The organism is Streptosporangiales bacterium, from assembly GCA_009379955.1.
Classification (GTDB): domain Bacteria; phylum Actinomycetota; class Actinomycetes; order Streptosporangiales; family WHST01; genus WHST01.
In genome coordinates, this window is the sequence record WHST01000040.1 from 1 (window position 1) to 20,032 (window position 20,032).

The 20,032-nt window shown below is 72.2% G+C and carries 22 protein-coding genes; 9 read left to right on the plus strand and 13 right to left on the minus strand.

Annotated features, from left to right (window positions below; genetic code table 11):
* Nucleotides 1–192: 192 nt before the first annotated feature.
* Nucleotides 193–873, minus strand: coding sequence for a cyclic nucleotide-binding domain-containing protein (locus GEV10_13915; GenBank protein ID MQA79550.1), 681 nt, complete (start codon nucleotides 871–873; stop codon nucleotides 193–195).
* An 80-nt stretch (nucleotides 874–953) separates the two neighbouring features.
* On the opposite strand from GEV10_13915, the gene nth reads away from it, so the two are divergent.
* The 4 genes from nth to GEV10_13935 are packed head-to-tail and all read left to right on the plus strand — an operon-like array spanning nucleotide 954 to nucleotide 4,243.
* Entirely contained in the window at nucleotides 954–1,706 is a 753-nt protein-coding gene (nth, locus tag GEV10_13920) for an endonuclease III (GenBank protein ID MQA79551.1), read from the plus strand.
* Entirely contained in the window at nucleotides 1,703–2,335 is a 633-nt protein-coding gene (locus tag GEV10_13925; protein ID MQA79552.1) for a redoxin family protein, read from the plus strand. Before nth ends, GEV10_13925 begins: the two co-directional genes overlap by 4 nt.
* Nucleotides 2,332–3,006 (plus strand): NUDIX domain-containing protein, encoded by a 675-nt coding sequence (locus tag GEV10_13930; protein ID MQA79553.1) that lies wholly within the window; start codon nucleotides 2,332–2,334, stop codon nucleotides 3,004–3,006. The genes GEV10_13925 and GEV10_13930 overlap by 4 nt, the downstream gene beginning before the upstream one ends.
* A gap of 49 nt (nucleotides 3,007–3,055) precedes the next feature.
* The gene (locus tag GEV10_13935; GenBank protein MQA79554.1) at nucleotides 3,056–4,243 is read left to right on the plus strand and encodes a MarP family serine protease; all 1,188 of its coding nucleotides are present in this window, start codon (nucleotides 3,056–3,058) and stop codon (nucleotides 4,241–4,243) included.
* A gap of 4 nt (nucleotides 4,244–4,247) precedes the next feature.
* Here the strand turns inward: GEV10_13935 and GEV10_13940 are convergent, their stop codons facing one another.
* From GEV10_13940 to nhaA, 3 genes are read right to left on the minus strand one after another with little or no spacing between them, the layout of a single operon-like run.
* Nucleotides 4,248–5,174, minus strand: a complete 927-nt coding sequence (locus tag GEV10_13940; protein ID MQA79555.1) for an alpha/beta fold hydrolase — start codon at nucleotides 5,172–5,174, stop codon at nucleotides 4,248–4,250.
* 1 nt (nucleotide 5,175) lies between these two features.
* Nucleotides 5,176–5,646 carry a phage holin family protein gene (locus GEV10_13945; GenBank protein ID MQA79556.1) on the minus strand — a complete coding sequence of 157 codons (471 nt, stop codon included), beginning with the start codon at nucleotides 5,644–5,646 and terminating at the stop codon, nucleotides 5,176–5,178.
* 43 nt (nucleotides 5,647–5,689) lie between these two features.
* The gene (gene nhaA, locus GEV10_13950) at nucleotides 5,690–6,892 is read right to left on the minus strand and encodes a Na+/H+ antiporter NhaA (protein MQA79557.1); all 1,203 of its coding nucleotides are present in this window, start codon (nucleotides 6,890–6,892) and stop codon (nucleotides 5,690–5,692) included.
* A gap of 131 nt (nucleotides 6,893–7,023) precedes the next feature.
* Here nhaA and gndA point away from each other — a divergent pair, with 131 nt between their 5' ends.
* Nucleotides 7,024–8,457, plus strand: a complete 1,434-nt coding sequence (gndA, locus tag GEV10_13955; protein MQA79558.1) for an NADP-dependent phosphogluconate dehydrogenase — start codon at nucleotides 7,024–7,026, stop codon at nucleotides 8,455–8,457.
* A 14-nt stretch (nucleotides 8,458–8,471) separates the two neighbouring features.
* On the opposite strand, the gene GEV10_13960 is transcribed toward gndA, so the two are convergent.
* Nucleotides 8,472–8,948, minus strand: coding sequence for a transcriptional regulator (locus GEV10_13960; GenBank protein ID MQA79559.1), 477 nt, complete (start codon nucleotides 8,946–8,948; stop codon nucleotides 8,472–8,474).
* A 97-nt stretch (nucleotides 8,949–9,045) separates the two neighbouring features.
* On the opposite strand from GEV10_13960, the gene GEV10_13965 reads away from it, so the two are divergent.
* Nucleotides 9,046–9,522, plus strand: coding sequence for a Tautomerase enzyme (locus GEV10_13965; GenBank protein ID MQA79560.1), 477 nt, complete (start codon nucleotides 9,046–9,048; stop codon nucleotides 9,520–9,522).
* Nucleotides 9,523–9,543: 21 nt separating this feature from the next.
* Here GEV10_13965 and GEV10_13970 read toward each other — a convergent pair whose 3' ends face one another.
* The 3 genes from GEV10_13970 to GEV10_13980 form a co-directional block, all read right to left on the minus strand.
* Nucleotides 9,544–10,263: a TSUP family transporter gene (locus GEV10_13970; GenBank protein MQA79561.1), complete on the minus strand. Its 720-nt coding sequence runs from the start codon at nucleotides 10,261–10,263 to the stop codon at nucleotides 9,544–9,546.
* Nucleotides 10,264–10,367: 104 nt separating this feature from the next.
* Entirely contained in the window at nucleotides 10,368–11,300 is a 933-nt protein-coding gene (locus GEV10_13975; protein MQA79562.1) for an LLM class flavin-dependent oxidoreductase, read from the minus strand.
* Between the two features lie 226 nt (nucleotides 11,301–11,526).
* Entirely contained in the window at nucleotides 11,527–12,828 is a 1,302-nt protein-coding gene (locus GEV10_13980) for an FAD-binding protein (protein MQA79563.1), read from the minus strand.
* A gap of 72 nt (nucleotides 12,829–12,900) precedes the next feature.
* On the opposite strand from GEV10_13980, the gene GEV10_13985 reads away from it, so the two are divergent.
* Nucleotides 12,901–14,127 (plus strand): amino acid deaminase/aldolase, encoded by a 1,227-nt coding sequence (locus tag GEV10_13985; protein MQA79564.1) that lies wholly within the window; start codon nucleotides 12,901–12,903, stop codon nucleotides 14,125–14,127.
* 118 nt (nucleotides 14,128–14,245) lie between these two features.
* On the opposite strand, the gene GEV10_13990 is transcribed toward GEV10_13985, so the two are convergent.
* The 5 genes from GEV10_13990 to GEV10_14010 all read right to left on the minus strand — a co-directional run bounded on the left by GEV10_13990 (nucleotide 14,246) and on the right by GEV10_14010 (nucleotide 18,180).
* Nucleotides 14,246–14,881 carry an FCD domain-containing protein gene (locus GEV10_13990; GenBank protein MQA79565.1) on the minus strand — a complete coding sequence of 212 codons (636 nt, stop codon included), beginning with the start codon at nucleotides 14,879–14,881 and terminating at the stop codon, nucleotides 14,246–14,248.
* A gap of 4 nt (nucleotides 14,882–14,885) precedes the next feature.
* Nucleotides 14,886–16,493: a thiamine pyrophosphate-binding protein gene (locus tag GEV10_13995; protein MQA79566.1), complete on the minus strand. Its 1,608-nt coding sequence runs from the start codon at nucleotides 16,491–16,493 to the stop codon at nucleotides 14,886–14,888.
* A 271-nt stretch (nucleotides 16,494–16,764) separates the two neighbouring features.
* Entirely contained in the window at nucleotides 16,765–17,199 is a 435-nt protein-coding gene (locus GEV10_14000) for a hypothetical protein (GenBank protein MQA79567.1), read from the minus strand.
* A 117-nt stretch (nucleotides 17,200–17,316) separates the two neighbouring features.
* On the minus strand, nucleotides 17,317–17,577 hold the full coding sequence (locus GEV10_14005; GenBank protein ID MQA79568.1) for a hypothetical protein: 261 nt from the start codon (nucleotides 17,575–17,577) through the stop codon (nucleotides 17,317–17,319).
* Nucleotides 17,578–17,961: 384 nt separating this feature from the next.
* Entirely contained in the window at nucleotides 17,962–18,180 is a 219-nt protein-coding gene (locus GEV10_14010) for a hypothetical protein (protein MQA79569.1), read from the minus strand.
* Between the two features lie 126 nt (nucleotides 18,181–18,306).
* Here GEV10_14010 and GEV10_14015 point away from each other — a divergent pair, with 126 nt between their 5' ends.
* Together GEV10_14015 and GEV10_14020 are read left to right on the plus strand one after the other, a co-directional pair.
* A complete protein-coding gene (locus tag GEV10_14015; GenBank protein MQA79570.1) occupies nucleotides 18,307–19,527 on the plus strand; it encodes a hypothetical protein in 1,221 nt (406 codons plus the stop codon).
* Nucleotides 19,524–20,030 carry an NUDIX domain-containing protein gene (locus GEV10_14020; GenBank protein ID MQA79571.1) on the plus strand — a complete coding sequence of 169 codons (507 nt, stop codon included), beginning with the start codon at nucleotides 19,524–19,526 and terminating at the stop codon, nucleotides 20,028–20,030. The genes GEV10_14015 and GEV10_14020 overlap by 4 nt, the downstream gene beginning before the upstream one ends.
* Nucleotides 20,031–20,032 lie beyond the last annotated feature (2 nt).

Below are 20,032 nucleotides of genomic sequence, written 5' to 3' on the forward strand. Positions count from 1 at the left end.
ACGGGTGCGCTGCGAGGGTCGTCGGTGGAGCTTCACCTCACCGACGTGGACTTCACCTCGTCCCGGCACGAGGTGAAGTCCACGTTGATCACGTGCACGTGATCAAACGGTGCGGGCGGCGAGCCTATTGACGATTCAGTGCCAGGCGTGGCTATGACGACGCCTGCCACTGACAAGTCGAGAAGGACCGGCTCAGATGCGGGCGCGGCGGCCCAGACGGTCGTCGTCGAGGAGGACGACGGCACGGGGCTCGATGCGCAGCCAGCCGCGGTTGGCGAAGTCGGCGAGCGCCTTGTTCACGGTCTCGCGGGACGCCCCGACGAGCTGGGCGAGCTCCTCCTGGGTGAGGTCGTGCTCGACGTGGATGCCCTCGGCGGAGGTGCGGCCGAACTTCCGCGACAGCACGAGCAGCTGCCGGGCGACGCGGCCGGGGACGTCGGTGAACACGAGGTCGGCCATCAGCTCATTGGTGCGGCGCAGGCGCTGGGCGAGCGCGCGCAGTAGTTGCATGGCGACGTCGGGGTGGGCGCTGATCCAGGGCCGGAGCTCCTTGTGGGCCAGCGCGGCGAGCTCGCTGTCGGAGACGGCGACGGCCGAGGACGTGCGGGGGATGGGGTCGAAGAGCGACAGCTCGCCGAACATCTCGCCGGGTCCGATGACGGCCAGCAGGTTCTCGCGGCCGTCGGCGGAGGCCTTGACGAGCTTCATCTTGCCGGTGAGGACGACGTAGACCTTGTCGCCCTCGGTACCCTCGCGAAACAGGGTTTCCCCGCGATGAACACGCACCGAGCTGAGCTTGTCCTGCAGCTCAGCTGCGCTCTCCTCGCCCAGACCGGCGAAAAGCGGAGCGCGACGCAGCGTCTCGATGTCCACCCTGACTCCTCACCTCGGCCCGATTACGACTCCACAGTGTCCCACCTCGGGTCGTCGGTGCAGAAACGTAGGGTGTCGGTGTGCCCACGACGTCCACTCCCCGTGCCCGGCGCGCGCGGTTCGAGCGCGAGACCAGGCTGGGTCTCGTCCGCCGCGCCCGCCGCATCAACCGCGAGCTCGCCGAGACCTACCCCGATGCGCACTGCGAGCTCGACTTCGAGTCGCCGCTGCAGCTGCTCGTCGCCACCGTCCTGTCGGCGCAGACCACCGACAAGAAGGTCAACGAGGTCACGCCGGTGCTGTTCGCGCGCTACCACACGGCCGACGACTACGCCGCGGCCGACCCGGCCGAGATGGAAGTGATCATCAAGCAGACCGGGTTCTTCCGGGCGAAGACGAAGTCGGTGATGGGCCTCGGCGCCGCGCTGGTCGAGCGGCACGGCGGGGAGGTGCCGCGCACCATGGACGAGCTCGTGAAGCTGCCGGGCGTCGGCCGCAAGACCGCCAACGTCGTCCTCGGCAACGCGTTCGACGTCCCTGGGCTCACCGTCGACACCCACTTCTCCCGGCTGACCCGCCGCTTCGGCTGGACCACCGAGACCGACCCGGTGAAGATCGAGTACGAGGTCGCCGAGCTCATCCCCCGCAAGGAGTGGACGATGCTGTCGCACCGGCTCATCTGGCACGGGCGTCGCGCCTGCCACTCCCGCCGTCCCGCGTGCGGTGCCTGCGTCCTCGCCGCCCTGTGCCCCTCGTACGGTGAGGGCGAGCTCGACCCGGAGAAGGCCCGCCTGATGCTCAAGTCGCCGAGCCAGGTGGTGGCCACGCCGTGAGACCGGCGGCGGGCAGGCGGACGGGTGCGGCAGCAGCGGCGCTCGTCCTGCTGGCCGGCTGCGGTCCGGTGTCCGGTGGCGGCGCAGCCCCGACGACGTCCGCGTCGTCACGACCGGTCGCCTCGTCCGCGTCCGCCTCGGTCCGTGCGGCGGCGAAGCTCGAGCGCTGCCCCGCCGTCCGGGCGGCGCCGCCCGGCACGAAGGGGCCGTCGCTGCCCGCGGTACGCCTGCCGTGTCTCGACACCGGCCCCACCGTGCCGCTCGGCGGCCTCCGTGGCCCCCTCGTGGTCAACCTGTGGGCCACCTGGTGCGACCCCTGCCTGGAGGAGATGCCGCTGTTCCAGCGCCTCCACGCGGCGGCGGGGGAGCGGGTCCGTGTGCTCGGTGTCGCGACGAAGGACCGCAGTCCCGACGCCGCCCTGCAGTTCGCCGGCGAGGTCGACCTGCGTTATCCGTCGGTCTACGACCGCGACGGTGCGGTCCTGCGAACGGCAAGGGCGGGCACCGGCCTGCCCGTCACCCTGTTCGTCGACCGGGCGGGCCGGGTCGTCCACCGCAAGATCGGCCCGTACACCGCGTACGACCAGCTGACCACCGACGTCCGCGACCACCTGGGGGTACGTCCATGAGCGCGCCGGACTGGTTGCAGCCGCTCGTCGACGCGTCGCGCGACGTCCTGCCCGAGGAGCTCAGCCGTTACCGCCCGACCGGCGACGGCGGACGCAAGGCCGCGGTGCTGATCCTGTTCGGGGAGGGCCAAGACGGACCCGACGTCCTGCTCGTCCAGCGCAGCGACGGCCTGCGGGCGCACGCGGGTCAGCCCGCGTTCCCCGGCGGCGCCGAGGAGCAGGGCGACGGCGGGCCGGTCGGGGCGGCGTTGCGGGAGGCCCAGGAGGAGACCGGGCTCGACCCGGGAGGTGTCGAGGTCCTCGCCGAGCTGCCGACGCTGGCCCTGCCGGTGAGCGCGTTCGTCGTCACGCCGGTCATCGGGTGGTGGCGCGAGCCGACCGAGGTCCGGGCGGTCGATCATGGCGAGATCGCCGCGGTCGCACGGGTGCCGGTGGCCGAGCTCGTCGACCCGGCCAACCGGTTGCGGATCCGGCATCCCGCGGGTCACATCGGCCCGGCGTTCCGCGTCCGCGACATGCTGGTCTGGGGTTTCACCGGCGGCCTGCTCGACCGCGTGCTCGAGCTCGGCGGCTTCGCGCGGCCGTGGCTCGACGAGGCGCGCGTCGAGGACCTCCCCGAGGACCGGCTCGCGCTGTCGTTGCGCACCGCGCCGCCGGACTACGACCTGTAAGGGCCGGAGCTTTCGCCGTCTTTTCACCTGCCTCGGGTACGGTGCCGAGGTGAGCGGTGACCTCCTCGACCTGGTGCTGGGCTTCCTCGCCGTGGTCTTCGCCGTCTCCGGGTTCCGGCAGGGAGTGGTCGCGGGCTTCCTCAGCCTCCTCGGGTTCTTCGGCGGCGGCGTCCTGGGCGCGCAGGTCTCGCCCGCCGTGTCGTCCGCACTCGCCGAACCAGGCACCGGCCAGTCCATGGTGGCCGTCGCCTGCGTGTTCGTCGCGGCGGCGCTCGGTCAGCTCCTCGCGTCCGCGATCGGCTACGCCCTGCGCGAGCGCATCCGCTGGCAGTCCGCCCGCGCCGTCGACTCCGCCTGCGGTTCGCTGCTCTCGGTGGTCGCGTTGCTGCTCGTGGCCTGGCTGGTCGGCACGGCCGTGGTGCAGGCGCCGTTCCCGACCCTCTCCCACCAGGTCAAGCACTCCGCGATCCTGCGCATGGTCGACGGGATCATCCCCGACGTCGCGCGCAGCTGGTTCAGCGAGTTCCGCCGCGCGGTCGGGCAGTCCGCGTTCCCGCAGGTGTTCGGCGGGCTCGGGCCCGACCGGACGGTCGAGGTGAGCCCGCCCGACCCGGAGGTGGCCGACAACCCGGGCGTGAAGCGCGCGCTCCGCAGCGTCGTCAAGGTCGAGGGCGTGGCGCCGCAGTGCTCGCGCACGATCGACGGCTCTGGGTTCATCTACGCGCCGCAGCATGTGATGACCAACGCGCACGTCGTCGCCGGCGTCCGCGGCGGACCAGAGGTGATGGTCGGCGGCGAGTCGCACCGCGCCAGGGTCGTGCTCTTCGACGAGCGCCGCGACGTCGCCGTCCTGTACGTCCCCGGCCTCCGCCGCGCGTCGCTGCCGTTCGACGGCGAGGCACGCCAGGGTGGCAACGCCGTCGTCGCCGGGCACCCGGGCGGCGGTCCGCTGACCGTCGGCGGCGCGCGCATCAGGTCGAAGGAGAACGCGCGCGGCCCCGACATCTACCAGCACACCGAGACGATCCGCGAGGTGTACTCCATCCGCGCGACCGTCCGGCCCGGCAACTCGGGCGGGCCGCTGCTCACGCCGAGCGGCCAGGTCTACGGCGTGGTGTTCGCGGCCGCCGTCGACGACCCGCAGACCGGCTACGTGCTGACGGCCGACGAGGTGAGCTCGTCCGCCCGCAGGGCCCGCAACGCGACGGAGCCGGTCAGCACCAAGACCTGCGACTGACCGGTCAGCGATCGGGCTCGGCGTCGCCGAGCCAGGTGAGGATCGCGTCGGTCACCGCCTGGGGGCTCTCCTCGTGGGGGAAGTGGCCCGCGCCGTCGATCAGCCGCCAGCGGTACGGCGCCTCGACATGCTGGGCGGACGACGCGGCGGCGCCCGGGTGGACGAGCGGGTCGCGGGCGCCGTGCAGCACCAGGGTCGGGACGCGGACGGGGAGACGTCGCAGGCGCTGTCCGAAGCGCACGCCGTCGGGTCGTACGGTCGAACGGCCGAGCCACCGGTGGTACTCCAGGGCGCTGTGCGCGACGTGCGGCACCCGCATCGCCTCGGCGTAACGCCGCGCGACCTCGGGCTCGGGCCAGTCACCGCTCGACCAGTCGCGCAGGAGCGCCCGGACCAGGCTGCCGTCGTGCGCCGTGAGCCGGCGTTCGCCCAGCCACGGCACCTGGAACTCCAGCTCGTGCCGGACGGCGCGGACGCTGTGTGGCACGCGGCTCACGGCCGCCTTGAACCGCAGCGGGTGCGGCGCGGCGACCGCGACGAGGCGGTTCACCACCTTGGCGTGCAGCGCGGCAGCCGTCCAGGCGCCCAGGCCGCCCCAGCCGTGCCCGACGAACACGGCGTTGGCCTCGCCGAGGGCGCGGACGAGCCCCGACATGTCGTCGGCGAGCGTCGGCAGGTCGTACCCGCGCGGCGGCTTGTCGCTGGCGCCGTAGCCGCGCAGGTCAGGGGCGGCGACCCGGTACCCGGCCGCGGCGAACGCCGGCAGCTGGTGCCGCCAGGTCCACCAGAACTCGGGGAACCCGTGGAGCAGTACGACGAGCGGGCCGTCGCCGGCCTCGGCGAGGTGGAAGCGGGTGCCGTTGGCGCTGACCGTGCGGTGCCTCCACGGACCGGGCACCAGGACGCTCCGCTCGTCCGGCGTGCCCGCCATCTCAGTGGTCGGGCGGGCCCACGGCGGGACGGGTGCTCGCCGGACCCACCTCCTGGCGCCGCGGCGGCGAGCCGATCTCGTCCTTGAGCGCCTTGGCCCAGGTGACGTCGTCCTGCAGCGTCTGCTTGGTGCGTGCGATCTTCGTCATCTTGTCGAGGCGCGACTTGCCGAGCAGGGCGAGGATCGCCGCGCCGAGCAGGTAGACGCCGCCGACGATGAGGAACGACCAGCCGAGCGTGATGCCCAGCGCGTGGATGCCGAATGCGCTCGCGACGGAGAGGAAGATCAGCGCGAAGTAGCCGAGGAACGCGGCACCGCCGAACATCCCGGCGCCGAGACCGGCCTGCTTGGCGTCGTTCTTGAGCTCCGCCTTGGCGAGCTCGATCTCCGCCTTGACGAGGACCTGCACCTGAGCGGTCGCCTCGGCGACGAGCTCGCCGAGACTCTTCTCGCTCTGCCGTGCCTGCGTCATCGGTACCTCCCAGCGTGGAGTCTTGCCCATCGAGACGACGATGTCATGCCGCCGCGCGTCTTTGCCTCCGGGTCAGTACCCGTAGCAGTATCGCCGCCAGCACCGAGGCCGCGAACGAGGCGAGCAGCACCGACGCCTTGACCAGGTCGATCCGCTCCGTCCCGCCGTACGCGAGCTCGCCGATCAGCAGGGACACCGTGAAGCCGATTCCCGCCAGCAGCGAGACCGCGGCGAGGTGCCCCCAGTTCAGGTCGGCGCCGAGCCGGGCGAGGCCGAGGCGTACCGACAGCCAGGCACCGCCGAGCACGCCGACGATCTTGCCCACGAGGAGACCGGCGACCACCCCCAGCGCCACCCGGTCGGCGGCGAGGTCGGCGAACATCCCCGCCGAGAGCGGCACCCCGGCCGCCAGGAGCGCGAACGCGGGGACGGCGAACCCGGCGGAGACCGGCCGGAGCCGGTGCTCGAGCCGGTCCGCGGGCGATTCCGCCTCACCAGGGTCGACACGCACCCGGGTCAGCAGGCCGACGGCGACGCCGGCCACCGTCGCGTGGACGCCGCTCTCGTGGACGAGCGCCCACGCCACGACGGCGATCGGCACGTACACGAACCACGCCGTCACCCGGTACCGCTGCAGCAGGCCGTACGCCGCGAGCAGGACGGCGGCGCCGAGCAGCGGCACGAGGTTCAGCTGCTCGGTGTAGAAGACCGCGATGACGGCGATCGCGCCGAGGTCGTCCACCACCGCGAGGGTGAGCAGGAAGACCCGCAGGGCGACGGGGAGACGACTGCCGGTCACGGCGAGCACCGCCAGCGCGAACGCGATGTCGGTGGCCATCGGGATCGCCCACCCCTCGCCGGCACCCGGCGTGCCCGCGCTCACCGCGAGGAAGACGAGCGCGGGCACCGCCATGCCCGCGACGGCCGAGATGACCGGCAGGGCAGCGGACGCCGGATGCCGGAGCTCGCCGACGACCAGCTCACGCTTCACCTCGAGCCCCGCGACCGCGAAGAAGATCGCCAGCAGGCCGTCGGCCGCCCACTGGTGCAGGGTGAGGTCGAGGTGGACCGCGCTCGGGCCTACCGTCGCCGACGTGAGCGCGGCGTACGACGCGGCCCACGGGGAGTTCGCCCAGACCAGCGCCGTGACCGTCGCGACGAGCATGATGGTGCCGCCCACGGTCTCGGTGCGGAGCGCCTCGGCGAGATGGCGCGCCGCCGTGGCCGACTGGCGGGCGGGGAACATCGCTACGGCACGCTTGCGCACGGTCTCCTCTGTCGGTGGACGTCACGTCGTCGTTGCCGACCAGGCTTCCCGGCGCTCCAGTTCTAGCCTATCGATAGGGTCCCGAGAGACAGCACACGAGGAGGCCTGGAATGGCAGAGCAAGCGGTCGTCGGCGTGACCGGCCTGGCGGTCATGGGTCGCAACCTCGCCAGGAACCTCGCGAGGAACGGCTTCTCGGTCGCGGTGCACAACCGCACGTCGTCACGCACGACGGAGCTCGTCGAGCGGTTCGGGCACGAGGGCACGTTCGTGCCATCCGCCACGATCGAGGAGTTCGTCACCTCGCTGGAACGGCCGCGCAAGGTCCTCGTCATGGTCAAGGCGGGCGCGCCGACCGATGCGGTCATCGACGAGCTCGTCCCGCTGCTCGACGCGGGCGACATCGTCATCGACGGCGGCAACGCGTGGTTCGAGGACACCCGCAGGCGCGAGAGTGCCCTGCGCGCGCACGGCCTCCACTTCGTCGGCGCGGGCGTGTCGGGCGGTGAGGAGGGCGCGCTCAACGGCCCGAGCATCATGCCGGGCGGCTCGGCCGAGTCGTACGAGTCACTCGGGCCGCTGTTCGAGAAGATCGCCGCGCAGGTCGACGGCACGCCGTGCTGCACGCACGTCGGCGCCGACGGCGCCGGGCACTTCGTCAAGATGGTGCACAACGGCATCGAGTACGCCGACATGCAGCTCATCGCCGAGGCCTACGATCTGCTCCGCTCCGGCCTCGGCATGGCACCCGACGAGCTCGCCGGGGTGTTCCGCGACTGGAACGAGGGCGACCTCGAGTCGTTCCTCATCGAGATCACCGCTGAGGTGCTCGGCCACGTCGACGCCGCGACCGGGTCGCCGTTCGTCGACGTCGTCGTCGACCAGGCGGAGGAGAAGGGCACCGGACGCTGGACTGTGCAGAACGCGCTCGAGCTCGGCGTGCCCGTCACGGGAATCGCCGAAGCGGTGTTCGCGCGGTCGCTGTCAGGTCACCCGGAGCAGCGCGAGGCCGCGCGCGGCGTGCTGCCCGGTCCGAAGACGGAGACGTTGGTCGACCGCAACGGGTTCGTCGACGACGTGCGCAAGGCCCTGTACGCGTCGAAGGTCGTGGCGTACGCGCAGGGGTTCGACCAGATCCAGGCTGGGTCCGACGCGTTCGGCTGGACGGTCGACCGCGGGGCGATGGCGACGATCTGGCGCGGCGGCTGCATCATCAGGGCGCGCTTCCTCGACCGCATCCGCGAGGCGTACGACGAGAACGGCGCGCTGTCGTCGCTGCTCGTGGCGCCGTACTTCCGCGACGCCCTCGCCGAGGGTCAGGAAGCGTGGCGCCGGGTCGTCGCCGACGCCGCCAGGCTGGGTGTTCCCGTGCCCGGGTTCTCGTCAGCGCTGAGCTACTACGACGCGCTGCGCCGCGACCGGCTGCCCGCGTCGCTGCTCCAGGGCCTGCGCGACTTCTTCGGGGCGCACACGTACCGCCGCGTCGACCGCGCGGGCACGTTCCACACCGACTGGCCCAACGACCGTGCGGAGTCGGAGCAGTAGCGGAGTCTCGTGGGTCAGACCACGTCTTCCAGCACCGCGCCGGGTCCTGGGCGGGGCTCGGTGTCCCGTGCGCTCAGGCCGCCGTGTCCCGCCTCGCAGGTCAGCTCGGCGCTCACGACCGCACCGCAGTCCTGGTGCGTGACGACGACGGCGGGCCCGCTGTCGTCGGCCAGGTATCGGTCGCCCCACTGCATCAGCGCGACCAGCGCAGGGAACAGGTCGCGCCCCTTCTCGGTGAGCCGGTACTCGAAGCGCTCGCGGTGCCCTGTCTTCCGGTACGGGTGCCGCACGAGTAGGTCATGCTCGACCAGGGTCTGCAGCCGGACCGCGAGGACGTTGCGGGCCACGCCGAGGTTGCGCTGCAGGTCCTCGAAACGCCGGACGCCGTAGAACGCCTCCCGCAGGATGAGCAGCGTCCAGCGTTCACCGACGACGGTCAGGGTGCGCCCGATGGAGCAGTTGTCGCTGCGGTAGCGAGATCTCTGATGCATGGGCTCACCGGATGGTCTGGGTTGACAGTCGAGACTCAGCCTACCTACGGTACAGCTGAGTTGCATTCAGCAACTCAGTGCGACCAGGAGGCCCGGCATGCCGATGCTCGACGCGTACATCCCCGAGGGCGCACTCTCCGCCGAAGCGGAACGGAATCTGCTCACCGAGCTCACGACGATCCTGTTGACCTGGGAAGGCGCCGATCCGCGGAACGCGGCGGCGCGGTCGATCGCATGGGTCTTCCTGCACCGGCCCACGGCGGTCCTCGTCGGCGGCGAGGCGACCGGCGAACCGCGGTACAAGATCGTCGCCACGGTGCCGGAAGGACAACTCGACGACGAGCGGCGAGGGGGCATGGTCGCGGCCGTCACCGACGCGGTCCTGAAGGCCGAGGGTGCCACGCGGAAGCGCGACGCCCTGCGCGTCTGGGTCTTCACCCAGGAGGTCCCGGACGGCAGCTGGGGCGCCGGCGGTCGGATCCAACGGCTTGCCGACATCGCGGGTTTCGTCCTGGGCGACGAAGCGGCCGGCGAGGCACACGCCAGGGCGCAGCTGAGCGCCGCGCGCTCCTGACGGGGCACACCGCGCCGGGCCTCAGCCGAGGATCGCGCGGACGAGCAGGGCGACGCTCGCCAGGCCCGAGATCACGAGCACGGCGACGCGGGTGCGTCGCGGGTCGAGCACCCGGACGGCCCAGCGCGACGCGAGGGCGCCGACCGCGATGCCGGGGAGCAGCAGCGCGGCGGTACGCACCTCGGCGGTGCCGATCTGCCCGGTCACGGCGAGCCCGGCCACCGAGAGCGCTGTGCCGGCGAAGAAGAACGTGGAGAGGTTCGCGCGCAGCCCTTCGCCGTGCCACGACTGCATGAGCCATGCCACCGGCGCCGCGCCCGTCGAGACGGCGGTGCCCATCACGCCGGAGACCGCGCCGGCCCCGATCAGCGTGGGACGGGAGATCACCGGGCGCAGGCCGAGCACTGACAGCAGGACGGCGACGAGCACGGTGACGCCGAAGAACGCCTCCAGGCCGCGGGTCGGCAGGACGATCAGGATGGTGACGCCGAGCACCGTGCCGGGTACCCGGCTGACCATCGCCCAGCCGAGCTCGCGGAACTCCAGCGACCGGCGGCCGGCGAACGCGAGCACGCTCGTCAGCACGACGGCGATGAGGAGCAGCGGGCCGGGGACGAGGTCGGGGTCGAGCAGCGCCAGCAGGGGGGCGCAGAGCAGGCCGAGTCCGAAGCCGAGGCTGCACTGCAGGCAGGAGCCGGCGGCGAGGGCGAGGGAGGCGAGGAGGTAAGGCGTCAGCTCCATCTACTGCCGGCCCGACGCCACGTAAGAACCTCCTACGCAGACATGCTAGGTCGGCGGTTCGCGGGCCGCCGTAAGACGTGGCGAACCGCACAGGGGGCGTACGGTCAGCGATGCGCGAGCCGGATGACGTCGTCGAGGTCGTCGCGGGCCGCCGCCGGATCGGGTCCTGGCCACAGGCCGACGCTGTGCACGCCCGCCTCCTCGAGCGCCGCGATGTGCGCCACGGCGTCGTCGAGCGTGCCGATCGGCCCGATCTCCTGCCACCAGTCGGACGGGATCGCGGCGAGGACGTCCTTGCCGCGGTCGGCGTACAACGCGGCGAGGTCGTCGTAGAACGGCAGTGCCCGCAGCTCGGTGTTGGGGTCGTCGAGCAGCATGGCCAGCCACGGGACCATGTCGCGGTACGCGTCGGCGCGGTCGTGCTTGACGCACATCGCGGAGAACGCCGCGACGTGGAAGCCGTCCGGGTGTCCGGCCTGCTCCAGTGCCCTGCGTACGTGGGTCGGGCTGGCCGGCTCGGCGAGCACGACCCCGCCGGCGACCCGGCCGGCGAGCGCGAGCGACTTCGGGCCGCGCACCCCGGCGAGCAGCGGGGGCACGGTCGTCGGTGGTCGTTCGAGTCGTACCTGGTCGAGCGTGACGTACCGGCCGTCGACGGTCACCGTCTCCCCGGCGAGCAGCCGGCGGACGGCCGTCATCACCTCGTCGAGCGCGGTCAGCGGCGACGCCGGACGCGCGCCCATCTGGCCCATCCACGCCTGCACGCCGTGCCCGATGCCGGGGAGCACACGACCCGGCGCCAGCTCGCACAGGGTGGCGATCTCCATCGCCGTGACGGCGGCGTTGCGCGACACCGCGGGCAGGACACCGATCCCGACGGTGAGCCGTTCGGACACCGCGAGCGCCGCCGCCGCGAGGCTCACGCCCGCGGTGTAGAAGACGTCCTCGATGACCCACAGCTCGTCGGCGCCGCCGTCGTCGAGCAGTCGTGCGAAGTCGTGCACGAGCGCGGGCGGGAAGGTGCGGGGGAAGCACATCCCCACCGCGGCACGGTTGTCGGTCATCGGATACCCCGTCTCGTCGGCCCGGCAGGACACACCGAGCATGCCACCAGCCGCCGACACGTGCCGATTTCCCCGTCTCCGCTTGGGGTCCCCGGTCGTGGTGCTGGCACCTGCTGGGGTCCCCGGTGGTGGTGCTGGCACCTGCCGGGGTCCCCAGCGGTGGTGTCGGCACCTGCGCAGGGTGCGGCCGCGGTCGACCTCAGACGTCGAGGACCGTGCGGAGGTACGGGTTGTCGAAGGAGCGACCGGGGTCGAGCTCGTCACGCAGCGCCGTGAAGTCGCCGAAGCGCGGATAGAGGTCGCGCAGCCGTGCTGCGTCGAGGCCGTGCAGCTTTCCCCAGTGCGGCCGTCCGTCGACGGCGGCGACGATGTCCTCGACGGCGGCGAAGTAGCGCTCGTGCGGAAGTCGCGGGTACTGGTGCACTGCGATGTACGCGGTGTCGCGTCCGTACGCCGTCGACAGCCAGACGTCGTCGGCGGCCGCGAACCGCACCTCGACGGGGAACGGGATCCGTTCACCGCTCGTGTCGATCCACTGCCTGATCCCGAGGAGGACGTCGGTGATCGCGGCGCGAGGGACGGCGTACTCCATCTCGAGGAAGCGCACGCGCCTCGGTGAGGTGAACACCCGGTACGACGTGTCGGCGTACTCCCGCGCGGACAAAGCACGTGCGCTGACGGTGTTGATCGCGGGCGTCAGGCGCGGGGCGGCGGCGCAGAGCCGGTTGACGAGGCCGAAGACCGTGTTGGAGAGCAGCTCGTCGTCGAGCCAGCCGCGGAACGCGGGCACCGGACGGCGTGGCGCGTCGCCCGGGAGTCGGGTGTTGCGCTTGGTCAGCGCCACGCCGGTATGCGGGAACCAGTAGAACTCGAAGTGGTCGGTGCCCTCGACCAGCGCGTCGAGGTCCGCGAGCACACGGTCGAAGGACATCGGCGCCTCGACGGCGCTCAGGACGAAGGCCGGCTCGCACCCGAGCGTGACGGTGGTGATCACGCCGAGCGCGCCGAGGCCGATGCGGGCGGCGGCGAACAGGTCGGGACGCTCGTCCGCCGAGCAACGCACGACCGAGCCGTCGGCGAGGACGAGCTCGAGCCCTCGCAGCTGCGTCGCGAGGCCGCCGTACGCGCGGCCGGTGCCGTGCGTCCCGGTCGACACCGCTCCGGAGATCGTCTGACTGTCGATGTCGCCGAGGTTGGTCATCGCGAGGCCCATCTCCCCGAGCAGCGGACCGAGCCGGTGCAACGGCATGCCCGCCTGCACGGTCACCTCGCCGGTGGCGGCGTCGGCGCGGACGAGCCGGTCGAGCCGGTCCATCCGCAGCAGGCATCCGTCGGTGACCGCGATGCCGGTGAACGAGTGGCCCGAGCCCACCGCCTTCACCGTGAGCCCGTCGCGTACGGCGGCGGTGACGGCGTCCGCGACGCTGCCGGTATCCGCGGGCGTGACGACCCGCGCGGGACGCGCCGACTGGTTGCCCGCCCAGTTGCGCCAGCCCTCCACCCGCACCTCCTCCGTCGCCCGCGCCGCGCCGGGCAAACCGAAGCGTCGCACCGGCCGGGCACGGCTGCAAGGATGTCCGCCATGCCGAACAGCTGGGCCCCGGCCGACCAGCGGTACGCGCGGCTGCCGACGCTCGAACGGGCGACCTCGGAGCTCGACCCGCCGTTCGCCGTGGTCGATCTCGCGGCCCTGCGCGCGAACGCCGGCGACCTCGTCCGCCGCTCGGCCGGCACGACGCTGCGGCTCGCGACCAAGTCCGTGCGGTGCCGCGACGTGACGAGGCGGGTGCTCGCGGAGCCCGGCTGGTCGGGCGTGCTCGCCTACACGCTGCCCGAGGCGCTCTGGCTCGCGGGCGAGCTCGACGACGTGGTGGTCGGCTACCCGACCGTCGACCGCGGCGCGCTCCGCACGCTCGCCGCCGACGAGCGGCTCGCCGCGCGGGTGACGCTGATGGTCGACTCCGTCGAGCAGCTCGACGTCGTCGACTCGATCCTCGGCCGCCGGCGTCCCGAGCTGCGGGTGTGCCTGGAGGTCGACGCGTCGTTGCGGATGCTCGGCGGACGCGTGCACGTCGGCGCGCGCCGGTCACCCGTGCACGCGCCGGCCGAGGCCGGGGCCACGGCGCGCGCGATCGCGCTGCGGCCGGGGTTCCGGCTGGTGGGCGTGATGGCATACGAGGGTCAGATCGCGGGCGTCGGCGACGACGCGCCCGGCTCGCCGGTGCGCCGCGCGCTCGTCCGAGCCATGCAGCGCCGCTCGGCCGCCGAGCTCGCCGACCGCCGCGCCGCGGCCGTCGCCGCCGTACGCGCGGTGGCGCCGCTGGAGTTCGTGAACGGCGGCGGCACCGGCAGCGTCGACCGTACCGCCGCGGAGGCCGCGGTCACCGAGGTCGCAGCCGGGTCCGGCCTGTACGGGCCGACGCTGTTCGACGCCTACCGCGCCTTCCGTCCCCGCCCGGCCGCGTACTTCGTGCTGCCCGTCGTGCGCCGGCCGTCGCCGGCGATCGCCACCGTGCTCGGTGGCGGCTGGATCGCGTCGGGGCCGCCCGGCGCGGACCGCCAGCCGCGCGCGGCGTGGCCGCCGGGCATGCGGCTGCTTCCCGCGGAGGGCGCCGGCGAGGTGCAGACCCCGTTGCGCGGCGGTGCCGCCGCGCGGCTGCGCCCGGGGGACCGGGTGTGGTTCCGCCACGCCAAGGCCGGCGAGCTGTGCGAACACGTCAACGTCCTGCACCTCGTCGACGGCGACCGCGTCGTCGCGACCGTCCCGACCTACCGCGGCGAGGGCATGGCCTTCCTCTGACGGCCGCCCCGGCCCACCGCCGCCCGCCCAACCCGTGAGGGGCACCCCCACCGGACCCTGGCACGGTGAGGGTGCCCCTCACGGGTCGGCTGCTGGACGTAACGGCGGGGGTGAGGGGTCAGTAGAGCTTGCGGAGGATCAGGGTGAGTGCGTCGGTCACATGGGCGCGCACGATCTGTTCGGCGCGGTCGCTGTCGCGGGCGGTCACGGCATCGATGAGGTCGAGGTGCTGGCGCGACGACGTCGCGAGGTCGTCGGCGCTGTAGAGCGCCGCGAGCCGCTGGTTGAAGTGGTACAGCCGGGTGCGCTCGATCAGCTCGCTGAGCCGCCGGTTTCCCGCGGCGTCGTTGACGAGCGCGTGGAACGCATCGTTGTTCGCCACGCGTTCCGCGGGCTCGGTGATCGCGGTGGCGAGCTCCTTCGCGCCGGCGATCGCGGCGACCTGCTCGTCGGTCGCGCGGTCGCAGGCGAGCCGCGCGGCGTAGCCTTCGTGGCAGGCACGCACCTCGTACAGCTCGCGCACCTCGTCGGCCGTGTGCTCGTAGACCTGCCACCGGCGGCGATGCAGGACGATGAGGCCGTCGGCCGCGAGACGTTGCAGGCTCTCGCGTACGGGAGTGCGGCTGACCTCGAGTCGCGCGGCGAGCTCGGCCTCGAAGAGCACCTCGTTGGGGCGGAGCACGCCGTGCACGATGCCCCAGCGCAGCTGGTCGTAGACCCTGCCGGCCCGGTTGACCTTCGCGTCGTCTGCCACGCCGTCAGTACACCGGTCTCGTGGTGTCGCCGTCGAGCGCGCGGTGCCACGAAGGGACAGGTGGGACGTCGTCGATCAGGTGCGGCACCTCGACGTCGACGTACGTCGGGCGCCCGGTCGCGAACGCCTCGCGTACGGTGCCGCGCAGCTCGTCGAGGTCGGTGACGCGGACGGCCGCGAGGCCGCACGCCCTGGCGACGCCGACCGCGTCGATCGGCCCGGGGTCGACGCCGAAGTAGCGGCGGTCCGTGTAGAGGTGCTGCAGCATCTTGATCCAGCCGAGACTGTGGTTGGTGAACTGGACGAAGACGATCGGCAGCTCGAACCTGGCGACGGTCTCGAGCTCGCCGCAGGCCATGGCGAAGCTGCCGTCGGCGGTGAAGGCGAGCACCGGACGGCCGGGCCTGGCGAACGCCGCCCCGACGGCGCCCGGGATCGCGTACCCCATCGGTCCGTGCCCGCGCGGCACCACCGTCGTACGCCCCGGCTGCCGCACCGTCCAGTGACTCGCGAGGTTCGGGGTAGGAGTGCCGGGGTCGGCGACCACCACGGTGTCGTCGCCTGCGACGTCGCGCAGAGCGAGGACGACGTCCCTGGCGAGCAGCTGCCCCGCCGCGGGGGTGACTCCAGGGTCGGTGCGCCGGTCGTCGCGTGCGTGCGCGATCGCCGCGACCCGCCGCTCGCGTTCGTCGGAGCCGATCGCGGAGAGGACGCCGGCGAGCGCTCCGAGCACGGTCGCGGCGTCGCCCACCAGCCGGTGCGCGCCGGGGTAGTTGCGCCCGGCGCGGTCGGGGTCGATGTCGATCGCGATGACGGTCGCCGTGCGCGGGGGCGAGGCGAAGCTGTCGGTGTCGGTGGCGTTGGCACGCGTGCCGACCAGCAGGACGACGTCGGCGCCGGCGAGGAACGCGTTGACGCCCCGGCCGCCGCCGTTGTTGCCCGCGATGCCGAGCGCACACGGATGCGTCTCGGCGATCGCGCCCTTGCCGTGGATCGTCGTGGCGACGCCGGCGCCGAGCGCCTCGGCCACGTCGGCGAGCTGCCGGTACGCGGCGGACGTGTGCACCCCGCCGCCGGCGAGGATCGCGGGACCGCGCGCGCCCACGAGGATCTCGCCCGCACGGCGAACGGCGTCATCGTCCGCCGCGGGTCGGTGCGACGGCACCGCGGTGGTGTCGTCGTGTACGTCCGCGGGCAGGTCGGCCGCGGACTCGACCACGTACTGCGCCTTGGTGGCGGCGCTGAACAGTGCCCGCTGGTCGATCTCGGTCAACGCCCCGGTGCCGCGAGAGTCGCGGTGGATGTCGGTGACCAGCACGAGCAGCGGCACGCTCGAGGCGTACGCCTCGCCGAGTCCGCCGACCACGTACGTCGTGCCGCCTCCGGACGACACCTCGACGACGCCCACCCGGTTGGTGAGCCGCGCGTACGCGTCCGCCATCGCCGCGGCGTGCCGCTCGTCGCGGGCGAGCACGTGCCTGAGGTCGCCGGTGCGGTCGTACCGGGCGTCGTACAGCACCACGCCGGTGTCGCCCGGCACGCGTCCGTCGGGCAGGCAGAGGTAGACCGCATGACGTGACGGCAGGCGATGCTCGACGAACGATGTCGGCACCGGCCATGGGCGCGACGATGACGGCTGTCCCGAGGCGCCACATCATCCGCCATCGATCGGCCATACGTTCGATCAGGAGATGACGCAATGCGCGGGGGCTACCTAGCTGCGGCGGTCGTCGACCGGGCGATGCTCGGGCGCGTACTCACCCTTGGGCGGCTTGCCGTCAGCCGGTATCTCGACGGCGCGGTGCTTGGTGTGCTCGACACCGGCACGACAGTCGGGGCAGTACTTGCCCGTGTGCCGGAACTCGACGGGAAAGTTCATCGACCTACTCATCGGGCACGACCTCGCATCGCAGTATCCATCGATCGTCTTCACGGTACACGCGCTGCACGAGGTAGCTCGTACCACGCGCGAGCAGGATCTCTCGCTCGGCGGCGAACTCCGAGCCGAACGAATCGAGGCGAGCCGCCCGCGTACCGGTGGGCAGGTGCATCCGCAACACGATCGGCTTGCTCCTGAATCCACCACGCGGCTCGGCGTGGGCCGACGTTGACATGAACCCGAGGTCATCGAGGATGTCCGTCTCGAGGGCCGTCAGGTCGTTATCGGTGACGAAGGGGAACGCGTCATAGTCGACGGCACGAACGACGTCTACCGGCTCTGACAGACGTTCACTGGTGAGCTGATCGAGCGGTCCGATCACTGTGTCCCACATCGGATCATCACCCTCCAAGGTGCCTTGGCGCAGCGCGCAGTTCATCACCGGTCCCGAGATGCTGTAGTCACCTACAGCCTCCGCGACCTCATCTGGCGTGTATCGAGTAGACGCGCCTGGTGTGATTGATGGAGTTGCTGGCGGTCCTGCGGGGCGCGGCAGTCACCCGCCGCCCTGCAGGGCGACCGCGCGCTGCAGCAGCCCGTCGAGCGCGTCCTTAGCAGCGGCGAGCGCTCCCGCCTGCTCGTCGACATCGCTGCGCAGCGCGTCGACCTCGGCGACGTCCTGCTCGCGGCCGAACGCGGTCGCCGCCTGCACTGCCTCGCCGGCCGCGCTCGCCGCCTGCGCGACATCGTTCTGCGTCGACTCCGCGGCGGTCACCGCAGCCTGCAGGGCTTGCACAAGATCATCGAGTGCGGACATCTGCTCCCCCGTCGTGTCAGTGGATCGGATGGTGCTCGGTCCTGTCTTGCGTGGTCAAGAGGGGCGGCGACCCGGTCGGGCAGCGCCGGGTCGCCGGCGCTATCTCGACGGCGCACCGAGGGGTCCTGGATGCGCCCCGGTGGGTGGGTTGACGTGAACTACCCGCGCCGCCGAGAACACGGAAGCGGCGAGACGCGCTCGCTCGGGGTTCGAGCGTCGTCTCGCCGCCGGTCTCCTAGGGAACGTCGTCCCAAATGATGTCGACCATGCTCCGTGTGCGTCCTTTCCTTGGAGGGATAAGGCGTGACGGTCGGCCGCCGGGGCTTAATCCGAAGCCGGCCAACCGCCACGCTGTATCCGCCGACAGCGAACTGCCGCCGGAGCTCAATCGCCCGCCGCACGTCGTCCCGCGAGGGTGATCCGCTTCAACGCACCCGGCACGTGCCCGTCACGGATCATCTGCTCAATGACGGCCGCTTCGTCCTCGATAACCTTCGCGGCGCGAACGGCGTTTGCGAGCCGATCCATCGCGGTTACCTGCCGGGCAGTCAGGTCGTCGACCTTGTGCCACGGCATCCCCGGCGGCTTATCGGGCAAGTTCATGGCTCTACGGTCAGTCACCGCACCCGCGGTCGAGAACCGTGATTCGCCGATCACGTACCCCGTGATTAGCCCCGTGATTTGACGGTGATACGACCAAACGGTGTGCCTGGCGTACCCTTTACACCGATGGCACAGCAGGGCCGGCACCCTAACGAGCTGCTGCGTCGAGCTCGGGGCACGAGGTCGCAAGCGACGCTTGCCGACCTCGCGAACGCCGAAATCGAGCGACGCACCGGCCGGCCCGGCGCGCTCACCGACAAGGCCATCTCGGAGCTAGAGCGCGGTCGGTACACGTGGCCCGCTCGACCGACCCGCGACGCTCTCTGCGCCGTGCTCGGCGTGAGCGACCCTGCCGAGCTCGGCTTCGTGTCACGCCGCAGTGCGCACGCAGCCTCGCTACCGCCATGGGCGCCGCCCCTGATCGACGACGGACGACCGGCCGACCTGCCCGCCATCCGCGCCGTATCAGCGTCCCTGCAGGCCGCTGACCGACAGCTCGGCGGCGGGCACCTGTACCCGTCGGTGGTCGCCTACCTGCGCACAGAGATCGCGCCACAGCTCGCCGAGCCCGGCGGCACTGACCTATTCGCGGCGGCCGCGTCGTTTTCCGAGATCGCCGGATGGATGTCTCACGACGGAGGGCTCGACGAGCGCGCCGAGCGTCACTTCGGGCAGGCGCGCCGGCTCGCTCGCGCGTCCGAGGACAGGGGCGTCACCGGGAACGTGCAAGCGAGCATGAGCCACCTCGCGTCTCATCTCGCCCGACACGACACCGCCGTGCAGCTCGCCGACGACGGCATTCGGATCGCCGACGGAGCGCGCACGCACAGGCTGCTGCTCGCTCGACTGCACGCCATGCGTGCGCGCGGCTTCGCCGGCCGAGGCGACGCATCGCAGTGCCGCGCCGCCCTGACCGCCGCCGAGCGTGCCCTCGACCGGGGGCAGAACCTCGCCGCTGACGGGTGGGTGAGTCACTTCGACGCGGCATCGCTCGCAAGTGAGATCACGTGGTGCTTGCACCGGCTCGACGACTATCCTGCCGCGCAGCGCTACGCGCAGGCCGCGATCGACCTGCGCCCCGGTGACCGGGTCCGAAGCCGCACGTTCGCGCAGCTCGCGCTCGCCCGTGTCCTGATCGCCGGTCGCGAGGTCGACCGGGCAGCGATGCTCGGCGACACGGTGCGCGCGACCGCGTACGCGCTCACGTCAGCGCGAGTACGGACGCAGCTCGTCGACCTCGCGAGCGACCTCGTGCCGCACCGCGGCAATGCTGCCGTCGCGCGCTTCCTCGCCTCGATGGGGAACGTCCCCGCCGGACCGACGCTCATAGAAGAGTCGGCGACGTGACCGACGATGCCCGCCGACGCTATCTCGCCGAAGGGAACGCACGGCAGGCTCGCAAACGTGTCGCCGCTGACGCCGTCATCCGCGACGAGCAGGGACGCGTGCTACTCGTCGACCCCGGCTACAAGCCGGATTGGGACCTGCCCGGCGGCATGGCCGAAGCCAACGAGCCTCCCATCGACACCGTGCGGCGTGAGCTGCGCGAAGAGCTCGGGCTAGAGCTGACCGTCGGGCCGCTGCTGCATCTCGTGTGGGTGCCCCCGCGTGACCCGTGGGACGATCAGCTCGTCTTCCTCTTCGACGGCGGGACGCTGACCGACGCGCAGACGAGCGAACTCCGGCTCGTCGACGGCGAGCTGCGCGCGTGGGACTTCGTCACCGTCGACGACGCCAAGAGCCGGCTTCGACCGTACGTCTACGAGCGGCTGCTCGCCGCGCTCGACAGCCTCGCAGCCGGCAGAGCGAGCTCGTATCGCGAAGCCCGACGGCAGGCTCCCCGACAGTAGGC

What these genes read in the sequence shown, in the direction of transcription:
- GEV10_13930 (MQA79553.1), top strand. Translation starts at nt 2,332, where the DNA reads ATGAGCGCGCCGGACTGGTTGCAGCCGCTCGTCGACGCGTCGCGCGAC.
- gndA (MQA79558.1), top strand. Translation starts at nt 7,024, where the DNA reads ATGGCAGAGCAAGCGGTCGTCGGCGTGACCGGCCTGGCGGTCATGGGT.
- GEV10_14005 (MQA79568.1), bottom strand. Translation starts at nt 17,577, where the DNA reads ATGTCCGCACTCGATGATCTTGTGCAAGCCCTGCAGGCTGCGGTGACC.
- GEV10_13975 (MQA79562.1), bottom strand. Translation starts at nt 11,300, where the DNA reads ATGTGCTTCCCCCGCACCTTCCCGCCCGCGCTCGTGCACGACTTCGCA.
- GEV10_14015 (MQA79570.1), top strand. Translation starts at nt 18,307, where the DNA reads ATGGCACAGCAGGGCCGGCACCCTAACGAGCTGCTGCGTCGAGCTCGG.
- GEV10_13985 (MQA79564.1), top strand. Translation starts at nt 12,901, where the DNA reads ATGTCCGCCATGCCGAACAGCTGGGCCCCGGCCGACCAGCGGTACGCG.
- GEV10_13970 (MQA79561.1), bottom strand. Translation starts at nt 10,263, where the DNA reads ATGGAGCTGACGCCTTACCTCCTCGCCTCCCTCGCCCTCGCCGCCGGC.
- GEV10_13940 (MQA79555.1), bottom strand. Translation starts at nt 5,174, where the DNA reads ATGGCGGGCACGCCGGACGAGCGGAGCGTCCTGGTGCCCGGTCCGTGG.
- nhaA (MQA79557.1), bottom strand. Translation starts at nt 6,892, where the DNA reads ATGTTCCCCGCCCGCCAGTCGGCCACGGCGGCGCGCCATCTCGCCGAG.
- GEV10_14010 (MQA79569.1), bottom strand. Translation starts at nt 18,180, where the DNA reads ATGAACTTGCCCGATAAGCCGCCGGGGATGCCGTGGCACAAGGTCGAC.
- GEV10_14000 (MQA79567.1), bottom strand. Translation starts at nt 17,199, where the DNA reads ATGAACTGCGCGCTGCGCCAAGGCACCTTGGAGGGTGATGATCCGATG.
- GEV10_13960 (MQA79559.1), bottom strand. Translation starts at nt 8,948, where the DNA reads ATGCATCAGAGATCTCGCTACCGCAGCGACAACTGCTCCATCGGGCGC.
- GEV10_13945 (MQA79556.1), bottom strand. Translation starts at nt 5,646, where the DNA reads ATGACGCAGGCACGGCAGAGCGAGAAGAGTCTCGGCGAGCTCGTCGCC.
- GEV10_13965 (MQA79560.1), top strand. Translation starts at nt 9,046, where the DNA reads ATGCCGATGCTCGACGCGTACATCCCCGAGGGCGCACTCTCCGCCGAA.